Genomic DNA, 14273 nt, shown 5'->3' with positions numbered 1-14273 from the left:
GGTTGAAATGTGGGCATAGCTTAGGACGCGCGGAGAGGCCGGTCATACTTAGAATTGGGTATGCAGTTTTTCGCCAGCATGGTCGTTAGCGTCTTCCTTTGGCCGTCCAGCATCTTTTGCTCGAGACCGGCGCAATTTGCTCTGCTGTCTGGCACGATATCCGGCACGATTCTCTTGAAAGAGGTCTTATGGCTTTCGACACGCAGGGGGCTGGCAACGCCCACGCCCGCAGCTGGCTGCGCTGGCTGCCCGGATTGGCGATGCTCAGGTCATACCAGGCCGCCTGGCTGCCCAAGGACGTGGCCGCCGGCCTGGTGCTGACGACCATGCTGGTGCCGGTCGGCATTGCCTATGCCGAAGCGTCCGGCGTCCCGGGCGTTTATGGCCTTTATGCCACCATCATTCCACTATTGGCCTATGCGCTGTTCGGCCCCAGCCGGATCCTGGTGCTGGGACCGGACTCCGCTTTGGCAGCGCCCATCCTGGCAGTGGTGCTCAGCGTTTCCCAAGGCGATCCGATGCGCGCGGTGGCCGCGGCCAGCCTGATGGCGCTGGTCGCCGGGCTGTTCTGCATCGTGATGGGATTGCTGCGGCTGGGATTCATCACCGAGCTGCTGTCCAAGCCGATCCGCTATGGCTACATGAACGGCATTGCGCTGACGGTGCTGGTCAGCCAGTTGCCCAAGCTGTTTGCCATCTCCATCGAAGACGCCGGCCCGCTGCGCGAACTGGTGCAGCTGGGCCAGGCCGTTTACCAGGGGCAGACCAACTGGTACAGCTTCGGGGTAGGGGCGGCGACTTTGGCGGTGATCCTGCTGCTCAAACGCTACGAGCGCGTGCCGGGCATCCTGATCGCGGTGATCCTGGCGACGCTGGCCGTCAGCCTGTTCCACCTGGACTCGCAGGGCGTGAAAGTGCTGGGCGAAATCCCGCAGGGGCTGCCCAAGTTCGTCTTGCCCTGGCTCAGCAACGCGGACCTGGTCAAGATCGCGCTGGGCGGCTGCGCGGTGGCGCTGATCGCCTTCGCCGACACCAGCGTGCTGTCGCGCACCTACGCCGCGCGTACCAACACGCGGGTCGATCCGAACCAGGAAATGGTGGGCCTGGGCGTGGCCAACCTGGCGGCCGGCTTCTTCCAGGGCTTTCCGATCAGCAGCAGCGCTTCGCGCACGCCGGTGGCCGAGGCGGCGGGTTCGCGCACGCAGCTCACGGGCGTGGTGGGCGCGCTTGCCGTCGCGGGGCTGCTGGTCGCAGCGCCCAACCTGCTGCGCTATCTGCCGAACAGCGCGCTGGCCGCGGTGGTGATCGCGGCGGCCATCGGCCTCTTTGAATTCAAGGACCTGCGCCGCATCTACCGTATCCAGCAATGGGAGTTCTGGCTGTCGATGGCGTGCTTTGCCGGCGTGGCCGTGTTCGGCGCCATTCCCGGCATCTGCCTGGCCGTGCTGATCGCCGTGATCGAATTCCTGTGGGACGGCTGGCGTCCGCACTTCGCCGTGCTGGGCCGCGTGCCCAACCTGCGCGGCTACCACGACCTGAAACGCTATCCGAATGCTGCACTGATCGACGGCCTGGTGCTGTTCCGCTGGGACGCGCCGCTGTTCTTCGCCAATGCCGAACTCTTCCAGCAACGCCTGATGGAAGCCGTGGAGGCCTCGCCCACGCCGGTGCGCCGGGTGGTGGTGGCTGCCGAGCCGGTCACCAGTGTGGACGTCACGTCGGCGGACATGTTGCGCGAACTCAGCCGCAGCCTGGCCCAGCAAGGCGCGGCGCTGCATTTCGCGGAAATGAAGGACCCCGTGCGCGACAAGCTCAAGCGCTTCGAACTGACCGAGGTTTTTGGCGACGACCGCTTCCATCCCACGGTGGGCAGCGCGGTGGACAGTTACCTGGAGAGCGGGGGCGGCGGGCATCCTGGAGATTGAGGCCCGCCTCGCCTGGGTCAGGCCATCAACACGGCGACCTGTTCGCCGAACAGGATCAACGCAATGACGATCATGGCCAGGCCCGAGAACTGGCTGACCCTGCGCGCGGCCACCGGGCGCGATTGCAGCACCGCCTTCGACCCCAGGCCCACCAGGGTGTAGATGACGGCGCAATTGAGGATCTGCAGGATTCCCAACGCCGTGATCTGCGTGGAAATCGGCCAGGCGCCGTCGCGGCTGGTGAATTGCGGCAGCAAGGCCAGGAACAGCAGGATGGCCTTGGGGTTCACGCCGCTGACGGCGAAACCTCTTGCGGCCCAGCCCAGCCAATGCCCCGCGGCCCGCGCGTCACCCGCTATGGGCTCCGACGGATGCGCCAGCACGTTGGCCCCCAGCCAGAGCAGATACGCCGCGCCGACCAGCGTCAGCACGGTGAGGATGGCGGGTTCGCTCGCAACCAGCGCCCCTATGCCCGCCGCGACCACCATGGTGATCATCAGATAGCCGGTCAACATGCCCGCGACGGCGGGAAGGACGGCCTTGTCCCGTAAGCCGGCGGATATGGCATACGCCCAATCCGCGCCCGGGACGACAACCAAAGAAAGCGAAACAAGCCAAAACGCCACCAGATTGCCGGTTTCCAACTGCATACCCCAAATGAGTCTCAGGCGGGGAATGTTATCGGCGAAGCAAGGGGAAGTGCTCCTGCTATCTACCTGAAAATACATAGTTGTGGGTAGAATCTTCCCCATGGATGACTTGGATAGAAAAATTCTTGCGCAGCTACAGGAAGACGGCCGCATTTCCATCACGGACCTGGCGGAACGGGTTGGCCTGAGCCTGTCCCCGTGCCACCGGCGGCTGCGGGCGCTGGAAGAGGCGGGCGTCATCAGCGGCTACGGCGCAAACATCAACCTGGCCGCGGTCGGGTTGAATTTTTCGGCCATCGTCTTCGTCACCATGCGCGAAGGCAGCAGCGACCGGGTGTCGGCGTTCGAGGCAGCCCTGGCCGATATTCCCGAGGTGGTGCAGGCGCAGCGGCTGTTCGGCGACCCGGACTACATGCTGCACGTCGTCACCCAGGACCTGCCCGCGTTCCAGGCGCTCTATGACCGGGTGTTGTCGGCGCTGCCGAGCGTGCTGCGATTGCGGTCGACGCTGGTGATGAAGAACGTGCTGAGGAACCGGCCTGTGCCGCTCTGAGGCGGGCGGAGAGACAGGCCGCGCAGGTGCGCGCGACCTGGGCCCGGATCAGGATTTCGCGGCGGGGGCGGGGGCGGCCGCGGCGGCCCCAGGCGTCGCGCCCTGCGCCGTCTTCTGCGAGGGCGCGATGTCCATGATCAGTTCCACGCGCCGGTTGGCCGCGCGGCCTGCCGGGGTGTCATTGGACTCGATGGGGCGGGTCTCGGCGTAGCCGACGGCGCGCAGGCGCTGGGCCGATACGCCGTCGCGGACCAGCTCGCGCAGCACGCTGGTGGCGCGGCTGCTGGACAGTTCCCAGTTGGACGCGAATTGCCGGGTCTGGATGGGCACGGGGTCGCTGTGGCCCTCGACCGAGACCTGGTATTCGTTCTTGTTGAGGATGGCGGCCAGGCGCTTGATCACGTCCAGGCCGGTGGGGCTGAGGGTGGCCTGGCCGGACGGGAACAGCAGTTCATTGCTGATGCGAAAGCTCACCGACTGCTCGTTGATGATCACGTCCACCGATTTGCCCAGGTCGGCCAGGCCCAGCGATTCCTTGGAGGGCGCGCGCAGCGGCGGGGCGGCGTCGGCGACGACCTCGCCTTCCTGGGCAGGCTGGGCCGTGGCTGCGGCCACGGCAACGGCCGGGGCTTCGGCCTGCGCCCAGCTTGCCGGAATCTGGACCGCGTCGAATTCGGAGTATTCGCCGTCGTAGGCCGGCAGGCCGCTGGCGGCCAGCGTGCCGACCAGCTCCACGGGTTGTTCCGATTGGCCGAATGCGCCGCCGTGCAGCCGCGTGAGCGCCAGCAGCACGACCAGCATGGCCAGCAGCAGGGTGATCAGGTCCAGGTAGCTGAGCAGCCAGTTCTCGGAGTCCTGTTCGACGGTTTCCTCGACGTGCCAGCGGGCATAGCGGTCCTTGCGGTCGCCCTTGCTGGGACGCCAGCCGCTATTGGCCGCCGCTTTCTCGGCGCGTAGCTGGGCCTGGCGGGCCTGCTCGATCCGCTGCGCCAGGGTGGGAGAAATCAGGCTCATTGGCGCGCGGCGGCAGGACGGGCGATGGAGACGGGCTGGGCCGCGCCAGGTTTGGCCGCGGGTTTGATCTGACCTTCCGCCTTGGCTTGCGCGGCCTGGGGCTTGGCGTCCGCGCCGCCGTCGTAGATTTCGTCTTCAACGTGCATGACGAAGGAATTCAGCGTTTCGCGCACCACCGCGGGGCCGCGCTTCTCGCACATCATGGCGATGCCCTGCAGCACCATGTTCATGGATTCGACGCGCCTTGCGGTACGACGTTCCAGCTTGAGCGCGATGGGCTTGCAGACCAGATTGGCCAGCAGGATGCCGTAGAAGGTGGTCATCAGGCCGATGGCCAGCTGCTGGCCGATCATCTGCATGCTGCCGTCGCCCAGCACCGACATCAGGTTGATCAGGCCCACCAGCGTGCCCAGCATGCCGAAGGCCGGGGCAAAGGTGGCCATGACGCGGAACATCTGGGCCTCGGCCTGTTCACGCGCGCGCAGGCGCGCCACGCGCCATTGCAGCAGTTCGATGATCTGGTCTTCGGGCGTGTTGTCGATGATCAGCTGCACGCCGGTGCGCAGGAAGGGGTTGCTGACCTTCTTGAGTTCCTGCTCGACCTTGCGGACGTCGGTGTTCATCCACAGCTGGGCCATGGACACCAGTTCCTCGATGTCCCGCTGCTGGTCGTGCTGGTCGTTGCGAAAGACGGTGCGCACCAGCTTGAAGACGCGCAGCACTTCCGACAGCGGGTAGGCGATGAACACGGCGGCCGCGGTGCCGCCCAGCACGATGGCCAGCCCCGGCAGGTTGATGTACATGCCGGGGTCGGTGGCGGCCAGGGCCACAACGATAACCAGGGTAAGCAGGCCGACGGCGGCGCCGATGACGGTAGACGGATTCATGGATCTTGCCCGATAAACATAGGCATCCCCGTACGCGGAATGCCGGATTTCGGGGAATTCTAGCCAGGGCAGGGCTGAGTCAATCGGCCGGAAAACGGGGCGAAAAGGGCGGTAAGCGGCGGCTTGAAGCGGTCGGCGGGGCGCAGGTCGGTCCGGAAATAAAAGGGTCGGATAAGACGCAGGATCGGCCGGTGCATATGCCGGCAAGCCGCGAGCCCCGCATCGGCTCCTCGTCGATCCCGCGTCGGCCCTATCGGCCCTGGCGATCCTGCCGGGCGAACCATTCCTCGCGCGTGATCTCCCAGATTTCCGTGGGCAGCCGTCCGCTGACGTAGCCGCGCTCCTCGGTGGCGACCAGGCGCATGCCGCTTCGCTCCGAAATCCGGCGCGAGGCGGTGTTGGGGGCGGCCTTGGGCGCCCGCAGCAAAGGCTTGCCCAGGACCTCGAACCAGTAGGCGGTGGCGGCTTCGCTGGCCTCGGTCATGTAGCCCCGGCCGTGATGGGCGGGGTCCAGCCAGAAACCGCGGTTGTTCCAGGAATCGTCGTCCATCAGGCTGACGATGCCTATCAGGCTGGCGGGCGCCTGACGGGTGCGGATGGACCAGTGCCACTCCTTGCCGCGCCGCATCGCAGGGATCGCCACTTGTTCCAGATAGCTGCGCGCCCCGTCGGGCGGGTAGGGCCATGGCACCTGGTCGACCAGGTAGCGCACCACTTCCCACTGCGGGAACAGGCGCTGGATCGCTTCGGCGTCGCCGATTTCCAAGGGCTGCAGGATCAGGCGGTCGGTGGCAAGAGGCGGGAACAAAGGGGCTTCAGGCATGGCTGCTGGGGGCGGGCGCCGCGTGCCGGCGGCAGATATGTATATCATGAGCGTCATCTGGCGGCGTCTCGCCCGGCGCCGCGGCAGCATTGGAGCAAAAACATGAATACCCCCAACGAAAACGTCAGCATGGCGCTTTTCTGTGATTTCGAGAACGTGGCGCTGGGCGTACGCGACACCAAGTACCAGAAGTTCGACATCCGGCCGGTGCTGGAACGGCTGCTGCTCAAGGGCAGCATCGTGGTCAAGAAGGCCTATTGCGACTGGGAGCGGTACAAGGAATTCAAGGCCCCCATGCACGAGGCCAATTTCGAACTGATCGAGATCCCGCACGTGCGCCAGTCCGGCAAGAATTCCGCCGACATCCGGCTGGTCGTGGACGCGCTGGACTTTTGCTACACCAAGTCCCACGTCAATACCTTCGTGATCATCAGCGGCGATTCCGATTTTTCGCCCCTGGTGTCCAAACTGCGCGAGAACAACAAGAAAGTGATCGGCGTGGGCGTGAAGCAGTCCACCTCGGACCTGCTCATCGCCAACTGCGATGAATTCATCTTCTATGACGACCTGGCCCGCGAAGGCCAGCGCGCAGCCGACGCGCGCCGCGACAACCGTGGCGGCGCCGCCGCGGGCCAGCAGCGCCGCACGCCCGACGAGGAACGCCGCCGCAAGGAAGAACTCGAGGCCCGCAAGACCCAGGCGGTGGAAATGGTCGCCGAGACCTTCGAAGCCCTCATGGCCGAACGCGGCGACAGCGGCAAGATCTGGGCGTCCGCCCTGAAGGATGCGCTCAAGCGCCGCCGGCCGGATTTCAACGAGTCCTACTACGGCTTCCGCGCCTTCGGCAACCTGCTGGACGAGGCGCAGTCGCGCGGCCTGCTGGAAGTCGGGCGCGAGGAAAACGCCGGCACCTACGTATACCGCGACAGCGCGGACGGGGCTGCGGCCGCGAATCGCGCCGCAGCCGATGGCGGATCCCGTTCAGCCTCGGCCCGGCAGCCGGCAGCGGCCGAGACCGGCGACGCGTCTGCCGGCGCGGCTCAGGAAGAATCCCGTTCCCGCTCCGGCCGCAAATCGCGTGGCGGGCGCAAGTCGGGCGGCGAGGGCAGGGGAGCCAACCAGACTGCCGAGCAGGAAACCGCTGGCGAGAGCGCTGCCGCGCCGTCCGAAGCTTCGTCCGCGGCGTCTTCCGTCCAACCCGCAACCAAGGCGCCGGCCCCGACTGAGGCAGCCGCGCAATCCGCCGCCATAGCGTCGGCGACCGCGCAGGCCGATGCCGCCAGGCAGGCCGACGAACAAGCGGATGCCGCCAAGCTGGACGCCATGCGGGCCGACGCCCTGGCTCGGGCGCAGGAATCGAAACCGGTCCAACCCTCGCGTCTGCCGCCCATGCCCAAGCCCCTGCCGCAAGCGCGCCAGCCGTTGCCGGCGGTGAACATCGCTGAATGGACCTTTGCCCAACCTGCCGCGGAAAGCCGCAGCCAGCCCGCGAGCAAAACGCCTGCCAAGATGTCCGACCCGTTCGAGGGCGGCATGGCCAGGATTGCCGCAAGGGACGAGGCCAAGGCTGTCCAGCCAGTGGCGGACACGCATGCGGCTGCAGAGCCCGCAGCCGACAAGCCCGCAGCGAAACGGGCCGCGACCCGCAGCCGTCCCGCTGCCAAGAAGACCGCCGCCAAGACCGCACCCGTGGCGCCGGCCGAGCCAGCGGCTGCGGCGGTATCCGAAGCGCCCGCCAAGCCTGCCCGCAAGAGCGCCGCCAAGACCGCCAGCAAGGCGGCTCCCCGCGCGCGCCGGGCCAGCAAGACGGCCGGGGAATCCTGAAGCCCCGGCTTCAGGGCTGACAGCGCTCAACCGCCCGGGCCGCCGTAGCGGCCCGGCGTGGCGCCCAGCTCGCGCTTGAACATGGCAATGAAGGCGCTGACGTTGTCATAGCCCAGCTCCAAGGCCACTGTGGTCACGGCCGCGCCTTCGGCCAGCATTTCCTGCGCCCGCATCAGGCGGGCGCGCTGCCGCCAGGCGCCCAGGGTCAGGCCGGTTTCCGCCAGGTAGCGGCGCGCCAGCGTGCGCGGCGACATGCCGATGGCGGCGGCCCATTCTTCTTGCGTCCGGGTGTCCGAGGGCTGGTTCGACAGCGCCAGCGCCAGCCGCTGCAGACGCGCGTCTCGCGGCAGGAGCAGGGGCTGGCCGGCATGCGGCAGGGTTCTGATTTCATCCCGGATCACCTCGATCAGGCGGCTGCGCGCCGGGTCGATTGCGTCGTCGCTCCAGGACGCGGCGCGGCCCACGGCGGCCAGCAGCAGATCGGAGGCGTGCAGCACGCAAGGACCGGCAGGCAGCCCCGCGCAAGCCGCCGGGCTCAAGTACGCGCTATAGCCGGCATACGGACCATGCGAGTACAGTCCGTGCGGTACGTCGGGGGGTATCCACACCGTCTGGCGGGATGCCACCACCCATTGATGGTCTCCCGCATAGACCGTCAGCAAGCCTTGATAGGCGCCCAATAGTTGCCCCCGCGCATGCTGATGCATGGCGGTATGGCGTAGCGCGCCATCCTGGCTGCGTACGGCGATCAGCCTGGGACCGCCGCGGTCGCGGGCGCGTCCAGGATCGAGCAAGGGAGGGGTGAGAGCAGGCAGTGCCATTGGCAGAAATACCGTATTGGATGGCCAGAACCGCGCAGACTTGCCACGCGGGCCCGTCTATCGTAACTCCTGTCTTGAACAGCTACAGGAGCACAACATGAAAGCAAGCGATATCCTGCCCGACGGCAGGGATCTGGGGGAGTTCAACGGCGTGGCGGTGCGCAAGGGTACGGTGGGGGCGTTTCTCGCCAACGCCCGCGTCTGCCTCGACCCACAGGCGCCGGCCCGGGCCGTGGCCGATGCGCGTACGGACATCCAGGATGCCTTGCCGGCGCTCAATGCGCTGGGGCTGTTCGACGTGCTGCAGGTACGGGATCCCGCGCTGCGCGCCTGGATGCGCGAAATGGGCGCGGCCGCAAGCTGAGCCCTGGCCACACAGGCGTCCGCGCGCCAAGCCCGGTGCTCTATCATGCATGCTTTGAATAAGGGCCGCGCGCCGTGTTGCGGTCCATCGCCTCGGATTACGCATGCAATACGTTCTGGTCAGTTCCTGTCTGCTGGGCAACCCCGTACGCTACGACGGACGCGGCGCCTCCCATGACCACGCCGCGCTGACGCGCTGGCGGGACGAAGGCCGGGTGGTGGCGGTCTGTCCGGAAATGGCGGGCGGCATGCCGGTTCCGCGTCCGCCCGCCGAGATCGAGCCGGACTCGGACGCCGCCGCCGTGCTGGCCGGCCGCGCTCGCGTCATGGCGGTGTCGGGCGAGGATGTCACCGCGCCCTTCGTGCATGGCGCGCAAGCAGCGCTGGAAGCCGCGCGCAAGCACGGCATCGGCATCGCGGTGCTGAAGGAGGGTAGCCCTTCCTGTGGTAGCGGCTACGTGTACGACGGCCATTTCGCCGGCCGCAAGCAGCCCGGCGTGGGCGTGACGGCCGAACTGCTGGCCCGGGCCGGCCTGCGCGTCTTCAGCGAGAAACAGTGGGATGAGGCCCAGGCCTGTCTGGCCGGCCTGGAGGCGGCCGATGGGCGTTGATGTGGGCGACCTGCTGGTGCTGCTGGGAGTGGCCGGTTGCGCGGTCCTGGCCTGGAAGGCCGCAGTGCGCACCGGCCGCAGCAAGGGCCTCCTGCGCCTGGCCGCCGGCCTCTGCCTGGCCCTGTCGGGCTTCTTTTTCTACGCCTGGTACGCGCAATACCTGAAGTGGGACTTCAACGAGCTGGGCCGTTACTACGATCCGGTCGACCAGGTGGTCTACACGGATTCGGGATTTGTCTGGATCCTGCCCGCCAGCGTCATGCTGGCCGTCGGCCTGCTCTGCGGCTGGCGCGGCTGGCGCCGCTGAGCCGCCAGCCGCTTACTGCCTCACGCGGTCATTCGCTGCGGATGTTGGCCTGCTTCACGATCCGGCCGTTATCGGCGTATTCCTTCTGCACCTGGGCCGTGAACTGCTCCACCGTCCCGGGCGACATGATGTTCAGCGCGTCCGTCAGCGGTTTGCTGATGTCCGGCATGGCGGCGATGCGGTTGATGAGGCCGTTCATGCGCTGGCGGAAATCCGGACTGGTGCTGGCGGGAGCGAAAAACCCGAAAGTGGATGTCATGTTGGCCATGGGATAGCCCAGTTCGGCCAGCGTGGGCGTGCCGGGCCGTCCGGGCAGCCGGGCGGGGGAACCCACCGCCAGCAGCGTGAGCTTGCCTTCGTCGATCAGCGCATTGACCGGACCGGAGGCATTCACCAGCATCAGCGTAAATTGCCCACCGAGGGCATCGGGCACCATCTGCGCCATGCCCTTGTACGGCACGTGGGTGATGCGCACGTCCGCCTGGCCATTGATCTGCTCCAGCATCAAATGCCCCAGCGACCCCACGCCGGCCGTCGCCAGCGACAGGCCGCCGGGATCGGCCTTGGCCTGGGCCAGCATGTCCTGGAAGGTTTTGCCCGTGAACTTCGGGCCGCCCACCAGATACACCGGCGAATACATCACGGAGGCCACCGGCGCCAGATCCTTCAAGGGGTCGTACAGCGTCTTCATCACATGCGGCGATAGCGTGACGGGGCTGACGGCGGTAAAGGCCAGGGTATTCTCGTCGTGAGCCCGCGCCACCGTGTTCATGCCGATCATGCCGCCCGCGCCGCCGCGGTTCTCGACCACCACGGGCCGGCCCAGTTCCGCCGCCAGTTTCTGCGCGAACGCGCGCGCCGTGTTGTCGACGATGCCGCCCGCACCATAGGGCACGACGATGGTCATGGCCTTGGCGTCGGCTTGCGCTTGCGCGGCGGCAGAGAACGCGCAGGCTGCGCTGATTGCGCACAGCCCGGCGATCCGCTTGAAATTCAACATGCTTTCCCCTTGTCTATGCCCGACGGCCTGTCCGTCGGGACGCGGCAACGGCCCTGCAAAGAGGCGCGCCGGCATGCAGTGTGTGCAGGCCGGCGCGGCAGGGCAAGCGGGAATACCCGGAATGGCGCTTCAGTGCGAGCGGTAGCCGCGGCTGGTCATGCAGGAATCCAGCGCCCGGTTGTAGGAGTCCACCATGACCTGGGTGGTCCATTGCGTGATGGTGGCCGGGTCGTATCCGCTCTGGTTCATGGCCCAACGCTGGCAGTCCATGGTGGCGCTGGCCTGGGCGCTGTTGACGGGCGCGGTGGACTCGTATTGCACCGGCTCGTACTGAGGCTGGGGCGCGCTGTACACGGGCTGCGCCTCGTACACTGGCGCGTTGTAGACGGGGGCCGCGTAGACCGGCGGGCTGGTGTAGCCCACGCCCGACGAATAGACGCCCGCCTGGGTGTAGGAGGGCCCGGAATCAGCCGCCAACAGCAGGCCTATGGTGGCCAGCGCGAAGGCGCCGCCTATCCACCAACCGTCGGAACTGCTGCTGCCGCCATGGTAATTGTGGTACCCGCCGTGGTATCCGCCACCGTGGTATCCGCCGCCGTGGCCGCCGCCCCAATAACCGCCGCCACGCCCGCCAGCCATGGCAGGCGCGCTTGCCACGGCCAACGCCAGCGCCGCGACGATGGCCATACGGCCAGAAAACCGCTTCATGATCTTGCTCCTGATCCGCCCCGGGGCCCAGCGTGACGCGGGACCCGGACCGATATTGCCACTTTACCGCCTGGCCGCTCCCATAAAGTGTCTCAAGCGCTACGGAGATTTCAACTGATTTCAGCGGGAGGCGGACGGGTCCCGGCGGTCGGGCCAGTTGTTGCAGGAACGCGACTCGCCGGGGCGCAACGTGATCTGCGGCTTATCGTTGAAATACGCGGCGTCGCGGTCCAGCGTCATGTAGGTTTCGTAGCCCGTTTTCTCCACGCACCAGTTCCAGAAGTACACCTGCGCCCCGTGGATCATCATCGATTCGGCGCGCCATTCCTTCAGGGCCCCGAACGCGGCGCTGCCGTCGGACGCGCTGCGGGTTTCATTGCGGAATTGTTCCCGCCCATAGGGAAACGTGCTGCTGATCAACACCACCCGCGCATCGGCCAGGGGCTGGGAATTTTCGTCCAGCACAGTGGCGCGGGCGTCAGGCTGCATGGTCTTGTACACGGGGTAGGGCACGCAGCCCGATAGCAGGCTGGCGAGCGCCAGGGGGGCAATGGTCGGCAAGCACTTTGGGAAGGACATTGCAATGGTTGTATCCGTTGTGGGAACCGTGGGTAAAACCAGTGGCTAAAAGCGCGGAAGGGTAGTATTTTCTCGCGATGATTACGGCACGACCTTCTTCTTTACCGCAAGACAAGCGTCTCACCAAGGGTGAACGCACACGGGCTCAACTTCTGGAGGTCGCGGCAGCGGAATTCGCGGAACGCGGATTCCAGCATACCCGGATCAGCGACATCGTCGCCCGCGCCGGCGTGACCCAACCTGTCTTCTATCAATACTTCGCCGGCAAACAGGCAGCCTACGATGAACTGGTGGGCCTGTTCGCGCAGCGCTTGCGCCAGGCCATCGGCCAGGCGCGCATGCCGGACGGCCTGCAAGACGCCGGATTGGACAGTCGCGTCCGCCTGGGCGTGAGCGGCCTGCTCGCCATTCTGCAAGAGGATCCGAACCTGACGCGCATCGGCTTCTTCCAGGCCGCCGAGGCCGAGGCGCTCAAGAACGAGCTGGCCGCGATGATCGCCGACAACGTGAGGGCCGAGCAAAAGGTGGGACTGCTCCGCGAGGACATTCCGGCCGACTGGTACGCCCAATCCATGATGGGCATCATCGAACGGTTCACGCGGCAGGAGCCGGATGCGGCCAGGCAGCAAGCCCTGGCGGAAGTCGTCACCAGCCTGTTGCTGGACGGGATACGAAAACCGCTCCGACAAGCCTCCTAGCCGGAGGCTTTTTTTTGGCCGGAATCCGGATCCGAATCCGGGCCTGAATTGCATTCGCGCGGTCCGGCGCTCAAGCCCAGGTTTCTTGCAGATACATCCATTGCGGCTGGCCGCCGGGCTGGAGGGCAAACAGCGCTGTCGCCCGGCGCTGGGTCGCGCCCGCGCTCCAGGCGTGGCGTTCACGGTAGCTCAGCAAGACCGAATCCGCGCCGGCGTGCAGCACGGCCAGCTCGTCGATGTCGATCTTCAAGCCGGGGCGGGAGCCGCGCAATCTGCCGAACAAGGCCGGCAAAGCCTCCGCGGGCAGACGCTGACCGTCGGCGGCGATCATGCTGAAGCCGGGCGCAAAATCCTTGAGCAGGGCGGTCAGATGTGTATCCGGGGCACCGGGCGAGCCTATCCAGCCTTCGATACGGGAATGGACGTCGACAGCCAGGCGCAGGCAATGGGATGAAAGGTCGGACATGGGTGGGATTCCTGGAAAGGGAGCGCCATTCTAGGAGCCAGGTTGTTCCCGAAAAACGACCTATCGATGGATATACTGTTCGTGTTTTTTTGACAATTAATCCAGGCCTTCCATGATCAATCTGAATCGTCTGGCGATGTATGCGGCGGTGGCCGAGGCCGGCTCTTTTACCGCGGCGGCCGATGCGCTGGGCACGACCAAGGCGGTGGTCAGCTTCAACATCAAGCAGTTGGAACAGGAGCTGGGCGTGGCGCTGCTCACGCGCAGCACTCGGCGGCTGGCGCTGACCGAGGCGGGGGAAGGCTTTTACGGCCACTGCGCGCGGCTGCTGCGCGAAGCCGAGGCCGCGGTGGACGAGGCGCGTTCCGGCCAGACGGCGCTGTCGGGCAGCCTGCGGGTGACGGCGTCGGTGGACTACGGCAACCGGGTGGTGGCGCCGGCGCTGGCGGCATTCGCGCGTGCGCATCCCGCCTTGCGGGTGGGCTACCGCGCCGGGTCCGCGCATGCGGACCTGATCGCCGAACGGCTGGACCTGGCCATACGGGTGGGGGCGCTGGAGGATTCCAGCTACCGGGCCACGCGCATCGGCCAGTTCAGGCTATGGATCGTGGGCAGTCCGGACCTGTTGGCGCAGCACGGCGCGCCGCGCACGCCGCAGGCGCTGGCGGCGCTGCCCTGGCTGGCCAACCGACCTGGCCGCAGCGACCGTTGGCGGCTGACGGACAGCAAGGGGCGCGAGCACGAGCTGCGCGTGGCGCCAGTGGCGCAGGCCGATACGGCCTCGGCGCTGCTGGCTTTTGCCGAGGCCGGATGCGGCGTGGCCGCGCTACCGGAGTGGCTGCTGGAAGAGCCTTTGGCGCGCGGCACATTGCAACGCCTGCTGCCTTCGTATGCGCTGCCGCGCCTGGAGGTCTACGCCGTGTATCCCGACACCCGCCACGTCAGCGCCAAGGTCCGGCGCTTCATCGATTTCCTGCGGGAGCGGCTGGTGCCGTCCGGCAAGCCTTAGGGGCGGCGCATGGTCCTTTGCATGCGAACATGCTC

At 66.8% G+C, this 14273-nt stretch carries 17 protein-coding genes; 8 read left to right on the top strand and 9 right to left on the bottom strand.

Translation table 11 applies throughout. The features are described from left to right. Nucleotides 1-188: 188 nt before the first annotated feature. Entirely contained in the window at nucleotides 189-1925 is a 1737-nt protein-coding gene (locus tag AC1RHV_RS05105; RefSeq protein WP_492299930.1) for a SulP family inorganic anion transporter, read from the top strand. Between the two features lie 17 nt (nucleotides 1926-1942). On the opposite strand, the gene AC1RHV_RS05100 is transcribed toward AC1RHV_RS05105, so the two are convergent. Further along, nucleotides 1943-2575: a LysE family translocator gene (locus tag AC1RHV_RS05100; RefSeq protein WP_082401164.1), complete on the bottom strand. Its 633-nt coding sequence runs from the start codon at nucleotides 2573-2575 to the stop codon at nucleotides 1943-1945. A 100-nt stretch (nucleotides 2576-2675) separates the two neighbouring features. Between AC1RHV_RS05100 and AC1RHV_RS05095 the strand changes: the two genes are divergently transcribed. Further along, nucleotides 2676-3128 carry an Lrp/AsnC family transcriptional regulator gene (locus AC1RHV_RS05095; RefSeq protein WP_054456444.1) on the top strand — a complete coding sequence of 151 codons (453 nt, stop codon included), beginning with the start codon at nucleotides 2676-2678 and terminating at the stop codon, nucleotides 3126-3128. Nucleotides 3129-3176: 48 nt separating this feature from the next. On the opposite strand, the gene AC1RHV_RS05090 is transcribed toward AC1RHV_RS05095, so the two are convergent. From AC1RHV_RS05090 to AC1RHV_RS05080, 3 genes are all read right to left on the bottom strand, one after another. Next, nucleotides 3177-4142, bottom strand: coding sequence for an OmpA/MotB family protein (locus AC1RHV_RS05090; protein ID WP_192491966.1), 966 nt, complete (start codon nucleotides 4140-4142; stop codon nucleotides 3177-3179). Beyond that, a complete protein-coding gene (locus AC1RHV_RS05085) occupies nucleotides 4139-5029 on the bottom strand; it encodes a motility protein A (RefSeq protein WP_119449415.1) in 891 nt (296 codons plus the stop codon). The genes AC1RHV_RS05090 and AC1RHV_RS05085 overlap by 4 nt, the downstream gene beginning before the upstream one ends. Nucleotides 5030-5279: 250 nt before the next feature. After that, nucleotides 5280-5852 (bottom strand): GNAT family N-acetyltransferase, encoded by a 573-nt coding sequence (locus AC1RHV_RS05080; RefSeq protein WP_054456446.1) that lies wholly within the window; start codon nucleotides 5850-5852, stop codon nucleotides 5280-5282. 102 nt (nucleotides 5853-5954) lie between these two features. Here AC1RHV_RS05080 and AC1RHV_RS05075 point away from each other — a divergent pair, with 102 nt between their 5' ends. Beyond that, the gene (locus AC1RHV_RS05075) at nucleotides 5955-7676 is read left to right on the top strand and encodes an NYN domain-containing protein (protein ID WP_492299928.1); all 1722 of its coding nucleotides are present in this window, start codon (nucleotides 5955-5957) and stop codon (nucleotides 7674-7676) included. Between the two features lie 26 nt (nucleotides 7677-7702). Here AC1RHV_RS05075 and AC1RHV_RS05070 read toward each other — a convergent pair whose 3' ends face one another. Beyond that, entirely contained in the window at nucleotides 7703-8497 is a 795-nt protein-coding gene (locus AC1RHV_RS05070) for an AraC family transcriptional regulator (protein WP_054456448.1), read from the bottom strand. Between the two features lie 97 nt (nucleotides 8498-8594). Here AC1RHV_RS05070 and AC1RHV_RS05065 point away from each other — a divergent pair, with 97 nt between their 5' ends. The 3 genes from AC1RHV_RS05065 to AC1RHV_RS05055 all read left to right on the top strand — a co-directional run bounded on the left by AC1RHV_RS05065 (nucleotide 8595) and on the right by AC1RHV_RS05055 (nucleotide 9778). Beyond that, complete coding sequence (locus AC1RHV_RS05065; protein WP_460361272.1) at nucleotides 8595-8861, top strand: hypothetical protein; 267 nt, start codon at nucleotides 8595-8597, stop codon at nucleotides 8859-8861. 103 nt (nucleotides 8862-8964) lie between these two features. Next, on the top strand, nucleotides 8965-9471 hold the full coding sequence (locus AC1RHV_RS05060) for a 2-thiouracil desulfurase family protein (protein WP_492299925.1): 507 nt from the start codon (nucleotides 8965-8967) through the stop codon (nucleotides 9469-9471). Then, nucleotides 9461-9778 carry a hypothetical protein gene (locus AC1RHV_RS05055; protein WP_119449420.1) on the top strand — a complete coding sequence of 106 codons (318 nt, stop codon included), beginning with the start codon at nucleotides 9461-9463 and terminating at the stop codon, nucleotides 9776-9778. Before AC1RHV_RS05060 ends, AC1RHV_RS05055 begins: the two co-directional genes overlap by 11 nt. A 28-nt stretch (nucleotides 9779-9806) precedes the next feature. Here AC1RHV_RS05055 and AC1RHV_RS05050 read toward each other — a convergent pair whose 3' ends face one another. The 3 genes from AC1RHV_RS05050 to AC1RHV_RS05040 form a co-directional block, all read right to left on the bottom strand. Next, nucleotides 9807-10778, bottom strand: coding sequence for a tripartite tricarboxylate transporter substrate binding protein (locus tag AC1RHV_RS05050; RefSeq protein WP_119449421.1), 972 nt, complete (start codon nucleotides 10776-10778; stop codon nucleotides 9807-9809). Nucleotides 10779-10907: 129 nt separating this feature from the next. Further along, nucleotides 10908-11486 (bottom strand): hypothetical protein, encoded by a 579-nt coding sequence (locus AC1RHV_RS05045; protein WP_175213504.1) that lies wholly within the window; start codon nucleotides 11484-11486, stop codon nucleotides 10908-10910. A 120-nt stretch (nucleotides 11487-11606) separates the two neighbouring features. Next, a complete protein-coding gene (locus AC1RHV_RS05040; RefSeq protein ID WP_054456454.1) occupies nucleotides 11607-12065 on the bottom strand; it encodes a hypothetical protein in 459 nt (152 codons plus the stop codon). 77 nt (nucleotides 12066-12142) lie between these two features. Between AC1RHV_RS05040 and AC1RHV_RS05035 the strand changes: the two genes are divergently transcribed. Beyond that, nucleotides 12143-12763, top strand: coding sequence for a TetR/AcrR family transcriptional regulator (locus AC1RHV_RS05035; RefSeq protein ID WP_054456455.1), 621 nt, complete (start codon nucleotides 12143-12145; stop codon nucleotides 12761-12763). 70 nt (nucleotides 12764-12833) lie between these two features. Here the strand turns inward: AC1RHV_RS05035 and AC1RHV_RS05030 are convergent, their stop codons facing one another. Then, the gene (locus AC1RHV_RS05030; RefSeq protein ID WP_492299922.1) at nucleotides 12834-13229 is read right to left on the bottom strand and encodes a hypothetical protein; all 396 of its coding nucleotides are present in this window, start codon (nucleotides 13227-13229) and stop codon (nucleotides 12834-12836) included. A gap of 112 nt (nucleotides 13230-13341) precedes the next feature. On the opposite strand from AC1RHV_RS05030, the gene AC1RHV_RS05025 reads away from it, so the two are divergent. Further along, a complete protein-coding gene (locus AC1RHV_RS05025; protein WP_492299920.1) occupies nucleotides 13342-14238 on the top strand; it encodes a LysR family transcriptional regulator in 897 nt (298 codons plus the stop codon). The last annotated feature ends 35 nt before the right edge of the window (nucleotides 14239-14273 follow it).

This window comes from Achromobacter sp. GW823-FHT04E03 (assembly GCF_058796095.1).
This window is presented reverse-complemented; position numbering and strand designations above follow the sequence as displayed.